The sequence below is a fragment of the Moraxella boevrei DSM 14165 genome (assembly GCF_000379845.1).
GTDB classification, from domain to species: Bacteria; Pseudomonadota; Gammaproteobacteria; order Pseudomonadales; family Moraxellaceae; genus Faucicola; species Faucicola boevrei.
In genome coordinates this window covers 31,786-48,160 of record NZ_KB903811.1, presented here as the reverse complement: position 1 = coordinate 48,160, position 16,375 = coordinate 31,786, and the positions used below count along the sequence as shown (strand labels likewise).

The 16,375-nt window shown below is 39.8% G+C and carries 21 protein-coding genes; 10 read left to right on the top strand and 11 right to left on the bottom strand.

All coding sequences use genetic code 11. The features are described 5' to 3' along the window. The first annotated feature begins 3 nt into the window (after positions 1-3). From A3G3_RS0111925 to A3G3_RS0111905, 5 genes are all read left to right on the top strand, one after another. Positions 4-2,259, top strand: coding sequence for a TonB-dependent receptor domain-containing protein (locus A3G3_RS0111925; RefSeq protein ID WP_019520752.1), 2,256 nt, complete (start codon positions 4-6; stop codon positions 2,257-2,259). Positions 2,260-2,318: 59 nt separating this feature from the next. Further along, complete coding sequence (locus A3G3_RS0111920; RefSeq protein WP_019520751.1) at positions 2,319-3,455, top strand: hemin-degrading factor; 1,137 nt, start codon at positions 2,319-2,321, stop codon at positions 3,453-3,455. Positions 3,456-3,567: 112 nt separating this feature from the next. Continuing rightward, positions 3,568-4,374, top strand: coding sequence for a heme/hemin ABC transporter substrate-binding protein (locus tag A3G3_RS0111915; protein WP_019520750.1), 807 nt, complete (start codon positions 3,568-3,570; stop codon positions 4,372-4,374). Positions 4,375-4,383: 9 nt separating this feature from the next. Next, entirely contained in the window at positions 4,384-5,346 is a 963-nt protein-coding gene (locus tag A3G3_RS0111910; RefSeq protein ID WP_019520749.1) for a FecCD family ABC transporter permease, read from the top strand. Then, positions 5,339-6,100 (top strand): ABC transporter ATP-binding protein, encoded by a 762-nt coding sequence (locus A3G3_RS0111905; protein WP_019520748.1) that lies wholly within the window; start codon positions 5,339-5,341, stop codon positions 6,098-6,100. The genes A3G3_RS0111910 and A3G3_RS0111905 overlap by 8 nt, the downstream gene beginning before the upstream one ends. Positions 6,101-6,202: 102 nt before the next feature. Here the strand turns inward: A3G3_RS0111905 and ubiA are convergent, their stop codons facing one another. Both ubiA and A3G3_RS0111895 read right to left on the bottom strand, forming a co-directional pair. Then, positions 6,203-7,120 carry a 4-hydroxybenzoate octaprenyltransferase gene (gene ubiA, locus A3G3_RS0111900; protein ID WP_019520747.1) on the bottom strand — a complete coding sequence of 306 codons (918 nt, stop codon included), beginning with the start codon at positions 7,118-7,120 and terminating at the stop codon, positions 6,203-6,205. 3 nt (positions 7,121-7,123) lie between these two features. Next, on the bottom strand, positions 7,124-7,936 hold the full coding sequence (locus tag A3G3_RS0111895) for an oxygen-binding di-iron domain-containing protein (protein WP_019520746.1): 813 nt from the start codon (positions 7,934-7,936) through the stop codon (positions 7,124-7,126). A gap of 455 nt (positions 7,937-8,391) precedes the next feature. Here A3G3_RS0111895 and tsaB point away from each other — a divergent pair, with 455 nt between their 5' ends. From tsaB to A3G3_RS0111870, 4 genes are read left to right on the top strand one after another with little or no spacing between them, the layout of a single operon-like run. Continuing rightward, entirely contained in the window at positions 8,392-9,051 is a 660-nt protein-coding gene (gene tsaB, locus A3G3_RS0111885; RefSeq protein ID WP_019520743.1) for a tRNA (adenosine(37)-N6)-threonylcarbamoyltransferase complex dimerization subunit type 1 TsaB, read from the top strand. Further along, entirely contained in the window at positions 9,051-9,890 is an 840-nt protein-coding gene (locus tag A3G3_RS0111880) for an undecaprenyl-diphosphate phosphatase (protein ID WP_019520742.1), read from the top strand. The genes tsaB and A3G3_RS0111880 overlap by 1 nt, the downstream gene beginning before the upstream one ends. A gap of 2 nt (positions 9,891-9,892) precedes the next feature. Beyond that, a complete protein-coding gene (locus A3G3_RS13785; protein ID WP_019520741.1) occupies positions 9,893-10,711 on the top strand; it encodes a class I SAM-dependent methyltransferase in 819 nt (272 codons plus the stop codon). Then, the gene (locus tag A3G3_RS0111870) at positions 10,696-10,941 is read left to right on the top strand and encodes a hypothetical protein (protein ID WP_019520740.1); all 246 of its coding nucleotides are present in this window, start codon (positions 10,696-10,698) and stop codon (positions 10,939-10,941) included. The genes A3G3_RS13785 and A3G3_RS0111870 overlap by 16 nt, the downstream gene beginning before the upstream one ends. Here the strand turns inward: A3G3_RS0111870 and dtd are convergent. The 9 genes from dtd to rpe form a co-directional block, all read right to left on the bottom strand. After that, positions 10,936-11,373 (bottom strand): D-aminoacyl-tRNA deacylase, encoded by a 438-nt coding sequence (gene dtd, locus A3G3_RS0111865; protein WP_019520739.1) that lies wholly within the window; start codon positions 11,371-11,373, stop codon positions 10,936-10,938. The genes A3G3_RS0111870 and dtd overlap by 6 nt on opposite strands. Before the next feature lie 29 nt (positions 11,374-11,402). Continuing rightward, positions 11,403-11,885 (bottom strand): protein YgfX, encoded by a 483-nt coding sequence (locus A3G3_RS0111860; protein ID WP_019520738.1) that lies wholly within the window; start codon positions 11,883-11,885, stop codon positions 11,403-11,405. Between the two features lie 20 nt (positions 11,886-11,905). After that, entirely contained in the window at positions 11,906-12,166 is a 261-nt protein-coding gene (locus A3G3_RS0111855; protein ID WP_019520737.1) for an FAD assembly factor SdhE, read from the bottom strand. Positions 12,167-12,251: 85 nt separating this feature from the next. Then, entirely contained in the window at positions 12,252-12,896 is a 645-nt protein-coding gene (nth, locus tag A3G3_RS0111850; RefSeq protein WP_026213032.1) for an endonuclease III, read from the bottom strand. A gap of 70 nt (positions 12,897-12,966) precedes the next feature. Next, positions 12,967-13,773: an RnfABCDGE type electron transport complex subunit B gene (locus A3G3_RS0111845; protein ID WP_019520735.1), complete on the bottom strand. Its 807-nt coding sequence runs from the start codon at positions 13,771-13,773 to the stop codon at positions 12,967-12,969. Between the two features lie 71 nt (positions 13,774-13,844). After that, on the bottom strand, positions 13,845-14,456 hold the full coding sequence (locus A3G3_RS0111840) for a hypothetical protein (RefSeq protein WP_228702733.1): 612 nt from the start codon (positions 14,454-14,456) through the stop codon (positions 13,845-13,847). A 155-nt stretch (positions 14,457-14,611) separates the two neighbouring features. Beyond that, complete coding sequence (locus tag A3G3_RS0111835; protein ID WP_019520733.1) at positions 14,612-14,920, bottom strand: hypothetical protein; 309 nt, start codon at positions 14,918-14,920, stop codon at positions 14,612-14,614. A 1-nt stretch (position 14,921) separates the two neighbouring features. Further along, positions 14,922-15,257, bottom strand: a complete 336-nt coding sequence (locus A3G3_RS0111830; RefSeq protein WP_019520732.1) for a hypothetical protein — start codon at positions 15,255-15,257, stop codon at positions 14,922-14,924. Further along, positions 15,257-15,982 (bottom strand): ribulose-phosphate 3-epimerase, encoded by a 726-nt coding sequence (gene rpe, locus A3G3_RS0111825; protein ID WP_019520731.1) that lies wholly within the window; start codon positions 15,980-15,982, stop codon positions 15,257-15,259. Before rpe ends, A3G3_RS0111830 begins: the two co-directional genes overlap by 1 nt. Positions 15,983-16,189: 207 nt before the next feature. Between rpe and A3G3_RS14565 the strand changes: the two genes are divergently transcribed. Next, on the top strand, positions 16,190-16,351 hold the full coding sequence (locus A3G3_RS14565; protein WP_156802170.1) for a hypothetical protein: 162 nt from the start codon (positions 16,190-16,192) through the stop codon (positions 16,349-16,351). Positions 16,352-16,375 lie beyond the last annotated feature (24 nt).

Sequence of the window (16,375 nt, the reverse complement as noted above, 5' to 3'; positions counted from 1 at the left end):
AACATGATAAAATTTGAAAAAACCTTGCTTTGTTTAACGATTTTGGCAAGTATGCAAACCTTTGCTGATGATAGTGTTGTTGATGATAGTAATGAAAAAACACCTGAAGCAACGCTTAAAGAAATCACAATCATCGCAACCAATAATAAAACTTTTACCACCGCAGGGGCAGTGTCACAAGCAGATGAAGAAAAAATCAGCCGAACATCAGGCGGTCTTGACAGCGTGGTGCGTGCATTACCAGGTTCGTTTACTTTTATGGACGATAGACAAGGCACGCTCAAAGTCAATGTGCGTGGTATGACTGGGCTTGGGCGAGTTAATACCATGATTGATGGTGTCCCACAGACCAATTTTGGCGTTACCGCAACCAGTGAAGGCGGAGGTTTTCACGACAACCAAGCAAACGCACCAACAACCAGTAGTTTTGGGGCGAGTGTAGATAGCAATTTTTTGGTGGGGGTTGATGTCAATCGTGGCGGTCAAGGCGGTAGTCATGGTGTCAATGCGTTGGTAGGCAGTGCCAATTTTCGCACCATTGGCGTTGATGATGTGTTGCTTGATGATAAAAACGTTGGCGTACGCACAAAATACACTTATGGTAACAACAAGCTTGGGCATAATGGTATGGTTGCGGTGGCTGGTCGGCATCAGTTTGACAAAGCAGGAAAATTTGGGGCGATGATTGCTTTTAGCGGTGCGAACAAAAACAGTGATTATAAACGTGGCGACAACCAACTCGCCAGTAGCAATGTCTACAACCCGGCACGCATTCAAAAACCACGTTCCTATTTAGCAAAGTTAGAATACGACACGCCAGAACATCATTTTTTATTATCAGGCAGACAGTATAACACCAATATCGGTGGACGAGAACTTGCCAACGATTCGTATGGTTTTGAATATCGCTATCAGCCTAATTCGGATTTGGTAAATACCAAATTTTTGGCAAATACCAGTAACAATTCTCAAGTTTTTAACAAAGATGCCAAATATTTTTTGTTTGAAAACGCAAGTACAAAAAACCGTGCCAATTATTTTGATTTAAGCAATACCAGTATTTTTCATTTGGCAAATACGCAAGTTCGTAGCCAATATGGTTTGTCGTTTCAACGCAATGATTATACAAGAAAGGCTCAAGCGGTTGATAAAGATAATTTTAACTATACCACCTTTTCGCCTAGTGGCAAACAAAAAATTGGTAGTATTTATCTAAACAATACCTTTAGCAAAGGCATTTATGATGTGGATTTAAGCTTAAGCCGAGTCAAAACCGATTTTTCAGGTTTCAAACCTGCTTGCGATGCTGATGTGCCTTGTTTTCCCAAAGGTGAAGCAGTCATTGACAAAACACATCTTAACACCAACGGCAAAATCCAGTTTTCCGCCAAAATCAATGACGCTTTTACCCCTTTTGCCAGTTATGCTCGTACCAGCCGAATGCCAAATATTCAAGAAGTATTTTTTAACAATGAAGGCGGCGGCTCAATGAACCCATTTTTACGCCCAGAAGTTGCGGATACTTATGAAATTGGTTTTAATACCTTTAAACATGGCGTGTTTGGCAAAAATGATACATTGGGTTTTAAAGCCTTGTACTTTAATACAAAAATCAAAGATTATATCCATTCGCAATCATTTTTTCTAAAAAAATCGGATGGCTCTTTAACACCCAATATCAACGACCCTGATACATCAGGTGATTTTCATGCTCAGATTTCGGTCAATTCTGCCAATAAAGTAACATCAAAAGGCTACGAAGTGCAGGCAAATTATGATACAGGCAAATATTTTGCCAATCTTTCTTACACCAACGAAACGTCCGACCAACCTGTTAATATCAACTCTGGACATCATGATTTTGGTTTTACAGGTGGAGCAATGGACAAATTGCCAGAAAAATATTGGACATTAGAGCTAGGTTCTCGCTTGTTTGATGAAAAGTTGCAAGTTGGGGCAACGCTAAAATCTTATGGTAAAAATGTGCGTGTACGCCCCGATTATTTGGATTTTGAAGGTGGTGAACGCTTGCAACAAATGCCAAACAATCCAATTATTACTGATTTATTTGCCCGTTATGAATTGAACAAACACGCCACGTTCCGCTTTGGCGTGGAAAATGCGTTTGACAAATTGTACATTCACCCGTCCAATTCACAAAATAACAATTACGCCCAATTTAATGATGACGGTAGCACCAGTTTTACCAATTATGCCCGTGGACGCACAGTTACCGTTGGAGCAGATTTTAGATTTTAATTGATAATTATTTGTATTTTTATTATCATATATTTTTGATACGCAATGAGAGACATTTTATGAAAACTGATAAATATTTATTATCCAATTATGAACAAACTGAACAATCCATTACTTTAAATACGACTGAAAAAAATGACACGCTTTGGCAAGCTTATCAAGCCAAAAAAGCCGAAACGCCAATGTTATTTCCGACCGAAGGGGCGATTTCATTGGGTGTGAGTGAGTTTGAGTTATTGCTGTCTTCGCCACACAGTCGTTATTTGGGTGAAAATTGCCGTGAGATGTTGCTTGAATTACATACCTTAGGCGTGATGGAAAGTATTGTGCGTAATGAGTTTTGTGTGCATGAAAAACAAGGCGTGTATCGCAATTTAGAAATCGGTAAGACTATGGGCTTGGCGTTGGGTGAAGGAGACGGCTTGGATTTGCGGATTTTTATGCAAAAATTCAAACATATGTTAGCTATTATTAATCCTGATAAGAAAAATCCGAGTTATTGTATTGCGTTTTTTGACCAAAATGGACACGCCATTAACAAGGCATTTTTGACCAAGTTTGATGATGAAACATTGACGATTTGGCAAAATTTGACCGACAAATACGCCAAAACTGCCCCAAGTGAGATTGAAATTTTATCCATTTTACCGCAAGATGAATGGATTTTTCACCCATTAAACGCTGAAGCTAAACAAAATTTTGGCAAAGATTGGCTGAATATGACTGATGTGCATCAATTTCATAGTATTCTTGGCAAATATGAGCTAGACCGTGCCAGTGGCTATGTGCAAGCCCCTGATAACATGACAACAGCAGTGCGTCCTGAAGTGATTGAAGCCTTGTTAGAAAAGTTGGCAAGCGAGCAGATCAATAGCATGATTTTTGTGGGTAATACTGGGCTTGTGCAGATTTTTGGTGGTGCGTTACACCATGTCAAACGTATGGGCGATTGGATTAACATCATGGATAAAAAACAAACAGGTTTTACCATGCACCTAAAAGACAAGGCATTATCGCAAGTTTGGTTTGTTAAACGTCCGCATAATGATGGTTTTACATCGGCATTTGAAGGTTTTGATAAAAAAGGCAACAGTATTTTGGCAATTTTTGGTGAACGCCACGAAGGACAAGCCCAAGACCTAAAATGGCAGGTATTGGCTCAAAGTTTGGCAGATGAGTTTAAAATTGTATCGTAGAATGTTATAGGCTGAAATTTATCTCAGCTTAAACCACCAAAATTTAATGTTTAAAAAAATATTAAGTTGGGTTAAAACCCAGCCTACAAAACACACCAAAAAAGGAAATTAAATGAGTTTATTAAAATCTTGTCAAAAATTGGCAGTTTTTAGCCTTGCCCTGTCTTGTTCGGTGGCAAGTTTTGCGTATGAACGTATTGTGGTGATGAGTGGTGATGTGGGCGATATTGTGCTATCGCTTGGCGGTGGGGCAAAAATCGTTGGCAAAGATACTGCTTATAAACACCCAAGTTTGGTAAAAGCTAGCGATATCGGCATTCATCGTAATTTGACCGTTGAGCCGATTGTGGCGTTAAAGCCTGATTTGGTAATGGGTAGCTATATGGTGCAACCTACAAGCATTTATCAGCGTTTAAGCAGTTTAAAAATCAAAACTGTAAACGTCATGCCTGCCGAAAATGTGGCAGGTTATGCCAATGCCATTAAAAGCGTTGGCGGATTGCTTGGCAAACAAGCCCAAGCTAACCAACTGGCAAGCCAATGGCAACAAGGTATGAATGCAAAACCTAGCACCAAAAAACGCTATTTATTTAGCTATGACGGTCGTATTGTGGCAGGACGTGGCACGGTGGGCGATGAGTTAATCCGCCTAGCAGGTGGGATAAATGCGGTAACAATAGATGGCTTAAAACCACTATCTCGTGAAGGTTGGCTTGCCAGTCGGCCCGATGTGATTATCATTGCTTCGCATAATCAAGCCACACTTGGCACGGTGGAACAGTTTAAAAAACGCCCAGAAGTCGCTAACAGCCCTGCGGTAAAAACTGGCAAAGTGTATTATTGGCAAGCCAACGACTTTTTGCGTTTTGGGCTTGATAGTCCGCAAGTGTTAAACAAATTACACGCATTGGCAAAATAATACCTTATTATGACTGCTTTTTTAAACAAAAAAACCATTTTTTATCTTATCGTTGCAGTGATTTTAACTTTCATCAGCGTGTATGCAGGTTTAAGTGTGGGTTTTGGTGAATGGCAAAATCCTACCCAACTGGACGAAATTACTTGGCAAATCCGATATCCACGAGTGCTAACCGCATTATTGGTGGGTTTAGCATTATCAGTTAGTGGTTCGGCATTACAAGCCTTATTTGAAAACCCGTTAGCCGACCCCAGCCTTATCGGTACATCTGGCGGTGCATCACTTGGTGTAGTGGCAGTACTTGCCTTTGGTATTACAGGTTTTGGTGTACCCTTGGCAAGTTTTACAGGGGCATTACTGGTGTGTTTGCTAATTTTGGCGTGTCATCGTCTGCTTGGTGGCGGTCAAATGGGTTTATTGATTTTGGGGTTTGTGATTAGTGCATTTTGTGGGGCATTGGTCAGTTTAATTTTGTTTATGTCTGATGACATGGTATTACGAAGTGCAACCAACTGGTTATCTGGCAGTATGGCGGAAGCAGGTTTTGTGCCGTTTCACTATGTGCTAGTTTGTATTGCGGTGGGTTTGTTAATCTTGTTACCACTGGGGCGAAAGCTAGATATTTTAATGCTTGGAGAAACGACTGCCATATCTATGGGCATTTCGGTTGGTAAAACTCGCACATGGGCGATTATCGCATCTGCACTTTTGACAGGCTCAGCAGTATCACTAGCAGGTGTAATTGGCTTTATTGGCATGATGATACCCAATATTTTGGCGGTAACGGTGGGTGGTGGACGTGGCAAACTGATGTTTTTATCAGGTTGGCTTGGGGCGGTGGCGATGTTAGTCATTGACACAACCGCTCGCTATATCGCCTATCCGATTGACGTGCCTGTTGGCATTGTGCTTGCGTTGCTTGGTGGACCTTTTTTTATTTGGTTATTTATTAAGGCTGGCAATCGTGGATAATTTATTTACCATCAAAGACTTAAGCGTAAAAACCGCCAAAAAAAATTTATTAAATATTGACAATCTTACTCTGCCAGCCCAACAATTTATCGCCTTAATCGGTGCAAATGGTGCAGGAAAAAGCACCTTACTTCACAGTTTGTTAGGTAAGGTACAAAATTGTCAAATTGTGGGTGAGATTTTTTGTCAAAATCAACCCATTTTACAAAGTATAAAGCATGGCAAAATCGCATGGGTAGGGCAACATGAGCAGTTTAGCCTACCTTTAACCGTATTAGACTATGCCCTGCTTGGCACTACGCCAAAACTGTTATGGTATCAAACTCACAATCGCTGTGATGTTGAAAAAGCCATGCAGTTTTTACAACACTTTGAGCTAGAAGCGTTGGCAAGCAAACGTATCCAAAGTCTATCAGGTGGTGAAAAACAACGCCTTGCCATTGTCCGAGCATTAATGCAAAATACCGAAATTTTATTATTTGATGAACCGACTAACCATTTAGATATCAAACATGAACGCTTGTTATTTGCCTATTTGCAAGATTTGGTCAAAGCAAAACAAAAAAGTGTGCTTGTTGTACTGCATAATTTAAGCCATGCTTATCAATATGCCGACCATGTCATTGCTTTACATCAAGGCAAAGTATTGGCACAAGGTGAGCCAAACAGCGTAATGACTGACGATAATTTACAAAAAATGTATCAGACCAAAATTTATCGGCATATAACGGAATGGGGGTGTCTGTTTTTTTGATGATAGCCATATTATTAGTTGTACACTGATTGTTGCATTTACTTAATTTGATTTATTTAATTTAATTTAACATTTGTTTAACTTGATAATAATAAATTAAAGTTAAAACTTGAATTTTAACCACACTAAAATTACAATCACCACGAACACATACCGCCCAACCCATACATTGTGCAAAAATGCTTTTGTGCAGTTGGTCGGTAGATAAGTTCTACAAAGTTTGTTTTGATAAACAAACATCAAAATCAACGGCAATAAACTAATAATACTTAACAAACCAAAATAATGCCAAAAAACGCCTGCCAAACACGCCAAAAACACCGCTTGCAACAAGCTAATGATGAACACATCATAGTTCCCAAATAAAATAGCCGTGGATTTTACCCCAATTTTGATATCATCTTCTCGGTCAGCCATCGCATACTGGGTATCATACGCCACCGTCCACGCCATATAGCCGACAAATAACAGCCAACACCAAATATTGGTTGAACCTTTTTCCAAGATTTCGGCGGACACCGCCACATACGCCATCGGAATTGCCCAACCAAATGCCATCGCCAAAAAAAATTGTGGTAAATGGGTAAAACGTTTCATAAACGGATAAATAAACGCCAACGCCACCGCACCAAATGACCAATAAAACACCTGAATAGGCAAAAAAATCAGCAATGCACCGCTAATCCATGACAAAACCAAAAACGCCCAAACCGCTTCTTTAGCGGTCAAACGCCCATCAGCCAAAGGGCGATGTTTGGTACGAGTGACATGACCATCCACTTTGCGGTCGGCAAAATCATTAATGGCACAGCCCGCCCCACGCATAAGTGTCGCCCCAAGCGAAAAAATCAGCACAACGTGCCAAGGCGGTAACCTACCAAGGTCAAGCCCTGCTAAAAATACCGCCCATAGCGTTGACCACAGCACAAGTTCAATGCCAACAGGACGGTCAAAACGGGTCAAATGTACATAGGCGAGCCATTTTTCTTTGCGAAATGGATTAAATAACGTTGCCGACATGGGTTATTTTACGCTATCAATTAAACCTTTATAATTGTAATTATCTTGGGTAAACAAATCCACCCCACAAGGCAATTGTTCAATCCAATCCAAAAATTGATTGACCATTTCTTTACCAACAAACGCCTTGCCATGTTGCGGAACAATCATATGAACATCAAGCTCACGCACTGCCTTTGCCCAAAACGCCGTTACTTTATTGGACACCATATAACGCTGATGAAAGCCTTTCATGGTGGGAATATGAGCGTCAAAATCGTTCACCGCTTCATCAGGGTCGCCTACCAATGATGCACCCATATCGCCTGAAAACAAGATTTTGCTAATCGGGTCGTAAAACTGAAAATTACCTTCAGAATGTAAAAAATGAGCAGGCAACGCATACAAATAACTTTCGCCCAACTGTAACACAGCCCCTTCATCAGGCAACGCAATCATCCGTTGCATATAGCCCGACTGTAATCTCCCTGTGGTAAATGCTGAATTTAGATGTGGCAAAAAACGCTCCCACAACTTAGAGATTACCATCGTTGCTTCGGTATGTAACAACCAACGTGGCAACGAGGCGATAATGTCAGGATCTTGATGTGAACCAATCACATAACGCACATGGCGAATATCGGTATGCTTGAGTAACGCTAAGGTCAAAGGCGTATAGGTCAAATCCCCACCAGGGTCAATCACCGCCCCATTGGTTTCGCCATTATCGGTATTTAGCACCAAAAACTGATTGGACTGAATACCGTCGCCTTGCACCAAATCGCTAAACACGATAACTTTGTGTACCCCATTGTCAAAAATTGTTTTACCAGCCATACAAAATCTCCTTTCATAAAAAACAAACTATCAGTAACACAGCCCAAGTTTACTGATATGGCGACCATTATACCACACAACGCAAATATAAAAATGTAAAAAATACGCAATTTTAATATAAATCCACATTTTTTTTGTGGAATTAACCGGTTTAATCAAACAAAGCAAAACTTGGGTCATATTTTATCAATAATTAATTGGAAAATTTTAGACCGTTCGTGGTGAGCTTGTTGAAACATGACGGTTTTCCTACCATTTGACAGACTCATGGTGAAATAAAAACCCTATTTATTTTTGTTTAATGCCTTAACTAACAATTTTTTAGCTTGTAAAAAAATTTGGTACAGCACTAACACCACCCTAAAATTGGTGGTATGATATGCGTTTTTGATTTGTCAATCATTAAAATAATATGATTGAAAATTGATAAAACTGACTTTTTTTGAGAAATTTGCATGATTTTAGCCCTTGACACCGTTTTTGACCAATGTTCCATTGCACTACTGGACAAAGATTCACTTCTAGATGAAATGACCGAAACAGGCAACCGCCTACAAACCCAAAAAATTCTCCCCATGATAAACACTCTGTTAAGTAAACATGATAAAAAAATTAGTGATTTAACCGCAATCGCCTTTAATCGGGGGCCGGGGGCATTTAGTGGCATACGCATTAACACCGCTGTGGCTCAAGCCTTGGCATTTGCTCATGATTTGCCGTGTCTGCCTGTGTCTAGTTTGCAGGCATTGGCTCAACAAGCCTTTATTCATGAAGGTTTAAGCCATGTTTATGCGGTGCTTGACGCTCGTATGGACGAAGTTTATTTCGGTGAGTTTTGTGAAAAAGACAATATCATGCAACTTATCAATACCGAAAAATTGTTAAGTTATGGCGAAAAAACCGATAAAAATTTACCTTTAGTCGGCAATGGTGCGACTTTATTAACCGCAAATGCACAACTTTGTTTAGAAAATCTACAACCAACCGCTACAACGATTGGTTTATTGGGTTTAGAATTACTAAATAATGGCAAGTCGGTCACTGCCGAAAATGCTCTGCCAGTCTATTTACGTCATAATGCGTGGAAAACGTTGGCGGAACAGGGGAAAAAATAATGGAAGTTTTATTATTTATCAAAGCAGTCATCATGGGCATTGTGGAAGGTATTGCCGAATTTTTGCCGATTTCCAGTACAGGCTACTTAATTTTATCCGCCGATATTATGAATTTTTGGACACCTGAAAAACGAGATTTATTTATCGTTTTTATCCAGCTTGGGGCGATTTTGGCAGTGATTTATGACTATTGGGGCAGGCTTTGGAGCGCTCTTATGGGTTTATTGACTGGCAAAGCGACGGGTCTAAAAAATCCCCGTCAGCTTGGTATCTCTTTAATCATTGCAACCATTCCTGTTATGGTTTTGGGCTTTACCATTGCCGATTTTGTCAAACAGGCATTTCACCCACTCGTGGTTGCCACCATGCTCATCGTTGGAGCATTGCTGATTTTTTATGTGGAAAAACGCCCACAAACCATCATCGCAGACGAAGCGGAAAACATTGATTTTAAAACCGCTCTTAAAATCGGTTTCTGTCAATGTTTAGCATTAATCCCCGGTACATCTCGCAGTGGTGCGACCATTATCGGGGCGTTATGGCTCGGTGTTTCTCGTCGTGCATCAACAGAATTTTCCTTTTTTCTGGGTATTCCTGTGATTGTCGGTGCAGGCTTATTAGATTTGCTAAAAAATAAAGATGTGCTACAAACTGGTGAAGACTGGGTGATTTTGGGCGTAGGGACGCTTGTATCGTTCATTGTCGCACTGTTATGTATCCGCCTTATGGTGGCGTGGGTGAGTAAAAAAGACTTTACCGTGTTTGCGTGGTTACGCATTGCCACAGGTTTGGTGGTGCTGATTGCTTATTTTGGCTTTGGTTATCATATTGAAGGTTAATTGTGAAAGTTTGTTTGCTATTATCCAACGGCTTTGATAGCCAAAATGTTCAACAAATCATTTATGATCATCAATTACCGATTGAAATATCTGTTATTTTCACTGAAAATTTTGATAATAAAAACTTAAAACTATTATCCACATTACACCCCAATGTCCCATTTTTGTTTTTTAATCAAAAAGGACAACTGACTTTAGCCAAAGTCGCAAATAAAGAGATTTTAAAAATCTCTTGTGATTGGCAAAGTTACCAATCTCGCATTGTCAAAGCTGGCAAAAATAGCGAATTATTGTTAAAAATTGCTAAACTAAATCGTGAGATGAGTGTCATTGATGCTACGGCAGGCTTTGGTATTGACGGACTGATTTTGGCAAGTACAGGGGCAACGGCTACATTCATTGAAAAAAATCCGATTTTATTTTTGCTGTTAAAAACCGAACAACACAAAATGAGCCAACATAAAAATTGGCAAAAACTCATGAGCCGAATTGACATCAAATTTGGCGATAGTGGCGAGATTTTAAAGCATTTAAACAAAGTGGATTTAATTTATCTTGACCCCATGTTTCCAAATGACAGTTATAAAGGTGCAGTTAATAAAAATATGCAGGTGTTACATTCTTTTGTTAATCTACCTAATATTAACGATGAGATAGAATTATTTAATACGGCTATTAAAAATTGTGATAAACTGATAATAAAACGCCCCATCAATGCCCCTAATTTTGCCAATATAAATCCTATTCAAAGCATAGCAAACGATGTTATAAGATTTGATGAATATCGTTTATTGGGAGTGAAAAAATGCCAGCTGATGTGATAATTGTTTTCTTGATTTGTGTGTTGTTAATCAAAGAATGGCTGAATGCTAAGCGTGTGAAACAATTAGAAAATAGGCTTATGGACGTATTAAAAGATGACTATATTGCCTTTATCAAGCCTTTGTTACACCAACCAAAAGTAGAAGTCATTAAAAATCTAAGACAACATTATCCAGAGTTATCACTTGCTCATGCCATAAAGGTGTATGAATTGGCAAATAAATCATAACTCAAAAATAAAATTAATGGGTCCATCATTACAACTACTCACTTGCATATCTGCCCCAAATTCACCTGTGGCAACCGTGTGATGTTGCTGTTTGGCATAGTTGACGATGTCATCAAACAAGGGTTTAGCAAACTCTGGCGACATGGCAGGGCTAAAATCTGGTCGGCGACCGTTTTTGGTATTGGCAAGCAAGGTAAACTGCGACACCAGTAATATCCCACCACCCACATCACTCACATTTTTACCCATTTTACCGTTTTCGTCTTCAAAAATGCGGTAAGTTAAGATTTTGTCAATCATCTTTTTACCAATGGTTAAATCATCATTTTCACCAAGCCCCAGATACACCAAAATTCCCTGTGAAATTTCACCGACTGTAACATCGTTTACCACCACATTGGCAAATTTGACACGTTGAATAACTGCTTTCATAATAATACCCTATTGATTTCATTGGCTTTTTATTTTTCGTGATTTGCCAAAATTTTTAACTGTCGCCATGTGTCGCTATCCATTTGGTCTTGCCAAATTTGTACCGATAACGTTTTGCTAAACGGCTCAAACACGCAAAATTGCAACCATAAAACCTGACCCATGTCATGAATTTGTTGTAATTTGGCTTGGTAAATATCGCTTTGGTGTCCGTATGGCACGACAAAATAACCCTGAAATAACTGTAAATGCCATTCTAAAAAGTCATATTTTTCAAAGTCTTGCAAATTTTTTAGCCTTAAACTGCTGATATTTACCAAATGATGTTGGTTAATTTGGTAAAACCACGAACACACGAGCAACAGCACTACCAAAATACCACGATACGCCCACGTTAACGGTAATAGGCAAATAATCATTAATAGCGTCAGCATTCCACTTATTAATACAATTTTACGGTAAAAACTCGGTAAAAGTTCGCTATCAATCTGAATAAAACCTTGATTGTTCATGTTGAATATTGATAAAAAATTTAGGCAAGGTTGTCGTTTTTGAGCTGTTTTAATTTGCCAATCAGCTCGGCATATTCGGCTTTTGGCGGTTGGTTAAACAAAAACCAATCTAACAAATCAGGGTCTTCTTCTTGTATTAAACTGGCAAAAGTTGCCTGTTCCTGCTCGCTGGCGGTCAGGTAATGCTCACGCACATAGGGGTCAAAATAATAGTCCAATTCTTTGAGACCACGTCTAGCACGGTAGATAATTTTACGTTGTTCTAAGGTGGGTTCTGTCATGACTTTCTCGTTTTTATTTAAAAAAATTTTAAAATTTTGATAAAATAGTGGTTCTATTAAAAACTATTATAACAAATTTATGCGGTCATTTTTCAACAAAAACCGACTTGTCTTTAAACATACATTCGGTAAACACAGGGCATTTGCCACATTCAGGCGAACGAGCCTTGCAAGTATAACGCCCATGCAAAATCAAATAATGATGGGCGTCCAGTAAATATGCCTTAGGAATACGTTGTAACAAGGCTTTTTCTACCGCCAACACGGTTTTGCCTGTCGCAAGTCCTGTGCGATTGCCAACCCGAAAAATATGGGTATCCACCGCCATGGTCGGCTGTCCAAAGGCGGTATTCAGCACGACATTGGCGGTTTTGCGACCGACCCCCGCCAGACTTTCCAAATCAGCACGGTTGTCAGGCACTTCACCCTTAAATTTTTCTAACAAGTCTTGGCAGGTTTTTATCACATTTTTGGCTTTGCTGTTAAACAGTCCAATGGTTTTGATGTAGTGTTTTAAGCCGTCTTCGCCTAAGTCTAAAATCGCTTGCGGGGTATTGGCGACTGGGAATAGCTTGCGTGTGGCGAGGTTGACGCTGACGTCAGTGGCTTGGGCGGAGAGCATGACGGCGATGAGCAGTTCAAAGTTGTTGTTGTATTCCAGTTCGGTTTCTGGACGCTCAATGTTTTGGGCGAGTTTTTCAAAAAAAAGCTGGACGTTTTGTTTTGACATTCGCCGTGATGGTGGCGTGGCTGATGTTTTTGGTAAGGGGGTTTTGGTTTTAACGGTTAAAGCCATTTTTTTATCCTAATTCTGCTAATTGTTGTAATAATTTATCTAATTGATGTTGCTTATTTTTATCAAACTTGACGCTTAATTGTTTTTCCAATTTTTTAATTTGTGTGCGTAATTTTGCCGTTTCAATGGTAATTTTTGCTTGATTTTTATCAATATTAACTGAAATATCATTTAATTTTGTCTGAATCATACTTACCACAGGTTTGGCATTGGATTTATCATTCACTTGGCGTTCAATCCGCTTTAGATGTGCGTAATAACGTTGTTGCAAGTCGAATTGCTCCGCTTGGCGTTCACTGTCGCTAATGGCTCTTGGGTATGGCACAAGCTCAATGCAGTCTACTGGGCACGGTGGCAGACACAGCTCGCAACCTGTGCAAAGGTCGGTAAAAATGGTGTGCATTTGTTTGCCACTGCCGATAATCGCATCCACAGGGCAGGCAGGAATGCACTTGGTACAGCCGATGCAGTCATCTTCACGGATGACGGCTCGCACTTCCATAGGGCGAGCGGTATTAGGGTCAGTCTGCCATTTGGAAGGCTCGGCAGGCAGGCGTTCACGTCCGAGTAAGTTGGCGATTTTGTCGGCAATGGTTTGTCCGCTTGGCACGCATTTATTATGGGCTTCACCGTCTTTGATAATGGCGGTGGCGTAGGGCAGACAGCCGTCAGCATGACCGCAAAGTCCGCATTGAGTTTGTGGTAACAGTTGGTTAATCTGATAAATCAGCGATTGGTCGTTATCGCTTAACGCATTGATATTTAAATGATTAAATAAACTTGGTAAATCAGAAAATTGGCGAATTGACATACAGTTTCAACGGCTAAAAAATCATTATTTTAGCACAATTTACATGCTTTTTGCGAAAAATTGACAACCGTTTATTGCTCAGTGCGAGATTTTACATAATGATAAGTTGTGGCTAACTGACTGCTAACTTGTTGATTTAATTCATGTAATAACTCATCTGTTTGTTTGTCCACGCCGAGCAAAACCGCAATTAACATATCGCCTGCCGTCATATTGTCATGGATTTTTTGTGAAAGTTGATGCGGATTAAATCGAGCCAGCTGGTCGTATTGATTAACCGCTTCAGGAATGGTTTGGCTGATTAATTTATCTAGCACAAAACGCCTTTCGCTCAATGGCACGGCGGTTGCTTGAGTAGATTGTGGTTGTGATTGTTGAGCTTGTTGCCAATCCAAATATCGCTCTAATTTATGGTGAATACGGTCAAGCACCACCACTGCTTCAGTGGGCATTCGATTAATTTGTTCAAGGCTTAAATCTTGAAATAACGGCATCGGCGACATTTTACCGTGTTTGGTTTTTAGCAGATTTTTTTTGCTATTTTGCAAAACATTGCTTGACATCAGCTGATAATCTAGGTTGTTACCAATACTGTTAGGAATAGCGGTGCTTGGCGTATAGCTGATTTGCGGTGGCAAACTGTGGCGAGACGTACCAACTTCAATACCTGCGATATCGTGCATTTTTTGCCAGCAAAAGCTGATAAGTTTTTTGATAAACCATAAACTTATGACAAAAATTACCAAGATTATCAATAATTTAACCAACGTTGTTCCTTTTAAAAAATTGCAAAACTTATCAAAATTGATAAGGTGTTTTTGAATATTTACAAGGTTTATTAACGAAAATAGCGTAATTTATTGATAATAAAGATAAAAGCGACAAACATTCCAAGATAATATGCCAATTTTAACTCAAAACTATCATCACGCAGTTTGAACGGTATGGCACATAGTGTTACCGCAGTCGGTATCCATAACAGCATAAATGCCCAGTTTTCCAACACCGCAAGCATTCCTTGCCAGTTGCGTCCCGCTCGTAACCCTGCCAAACCAAGCACCAAACAAGCGATAATTAAGCTATGGATTAGCTTTTTTGGCAAATCTTTGGGATAAATGTTTAAATCATCTTTATTCAATTTTAACATTTTATGAGTTTCCTGCCATCAGCCAAAGCATCGCAACACAGCTAAATAACAACCCTAATGTCAACGCATTGCGTGGTTGAATGGGTTGTTTTTGTTCGGCTTGTAGTGGGGAAAATCGGTTAATTAGCCTTGCCCCAAGCATAAAGCCACAAGGAATTAATAACCAAAAAATCGCCACCATACGCACAAAACTCGGCAAAATTTGCTGAAAATTTTCGCCAAATAACACGATTTTTACCACAAAACCTGTAATCCCAAGCAGAAAAGCAAACACCGCAAGCCCAATGGTTAAGCCTTTGGGAACGAGTGAAATCGTTGGGTTAATTGAATTCGCCATTAGTTTTTTTCATCCAATGTACCGACTTTAGCAAGTTCGGCACGCATTTCGTCAATCGCCACTTTATAATCCGCTTGATTAAAAATCGCCGACCCCGCCACGAACATATCCGCCCCTGCTTCGGCAACTGCTCGGATATTGCTCGCCTTGATACCGCCGTCCACTTCTAGGCGAATATGGCGCCCTGATGCCACGATGCGTTGACGCACCTCTTGGATTTTGCCAAGCGTATTGTCAATAAAGGCTTGACCGCCAAACCCAGGATTAACACTCATCAACAAAATTTGGTCAACTTTATCCATAACATAATCTAAATAATGCAACGGCGTGGCAGGGTTAAACACCAAACCACACTCGGCACCGCCATTTTTAATCAACTGCAAAGAACGGTCAATATGCTGACTGGCTTCTGGGTGAAAAGTAATCACGCTCGCCCCTGCGTTCAAAAACTGCCCTATCATACTATCCACAGGCGACACCATTAAATGCACGTCAATTTTGGCGGTAATGCCATAATCCCGCAAGGCTTGGCAAATCATGCTACCAAAGGTCAAATTTGGCACATAGTGGTTGTCCATCACGTCAAAATGAATGACATCCGCCCCTGCCTGTAGCACTTTTTCCACTTCTTCGCCAAGGCGGGCAAAATCAGCAGACAAAATAGAGGGAGCGATAAGATAAGGCGTTGGATTATTTGGATTGGTAAAATCGGTGTTGGGGTTCATAAGCTTACTTTTTTGCTAAAAATTTGGGGTATTTTAGCAAAATTTGGCAAAAAAAGCATAAAATTTTGTAATTTTAACCTATTACCGTGGATTTAGATACGTTGTTGAGCGATGCGTTTTGAGTTGAGAATTTTGCCATAAACCCCAAAAGCCTAAAAAGAATGGTGAAAACCTGCACCCAATATTAAAGCCCAATTTGTCAAAAAATTGGCAGAACGTCTTGAAAATCCCCACGTGCCATCGGCTAACTTATCAAGCAGTCAAAACCGCTACAAAATTAAATTAAGAATGGTCGGTTATTGTTTGTTTTATGATGCAATGGAACAAAGAAAATTAAGCGAACAACATAAAATCATTGATGAAGCATAATGATAATTAACACTTACCCTAACA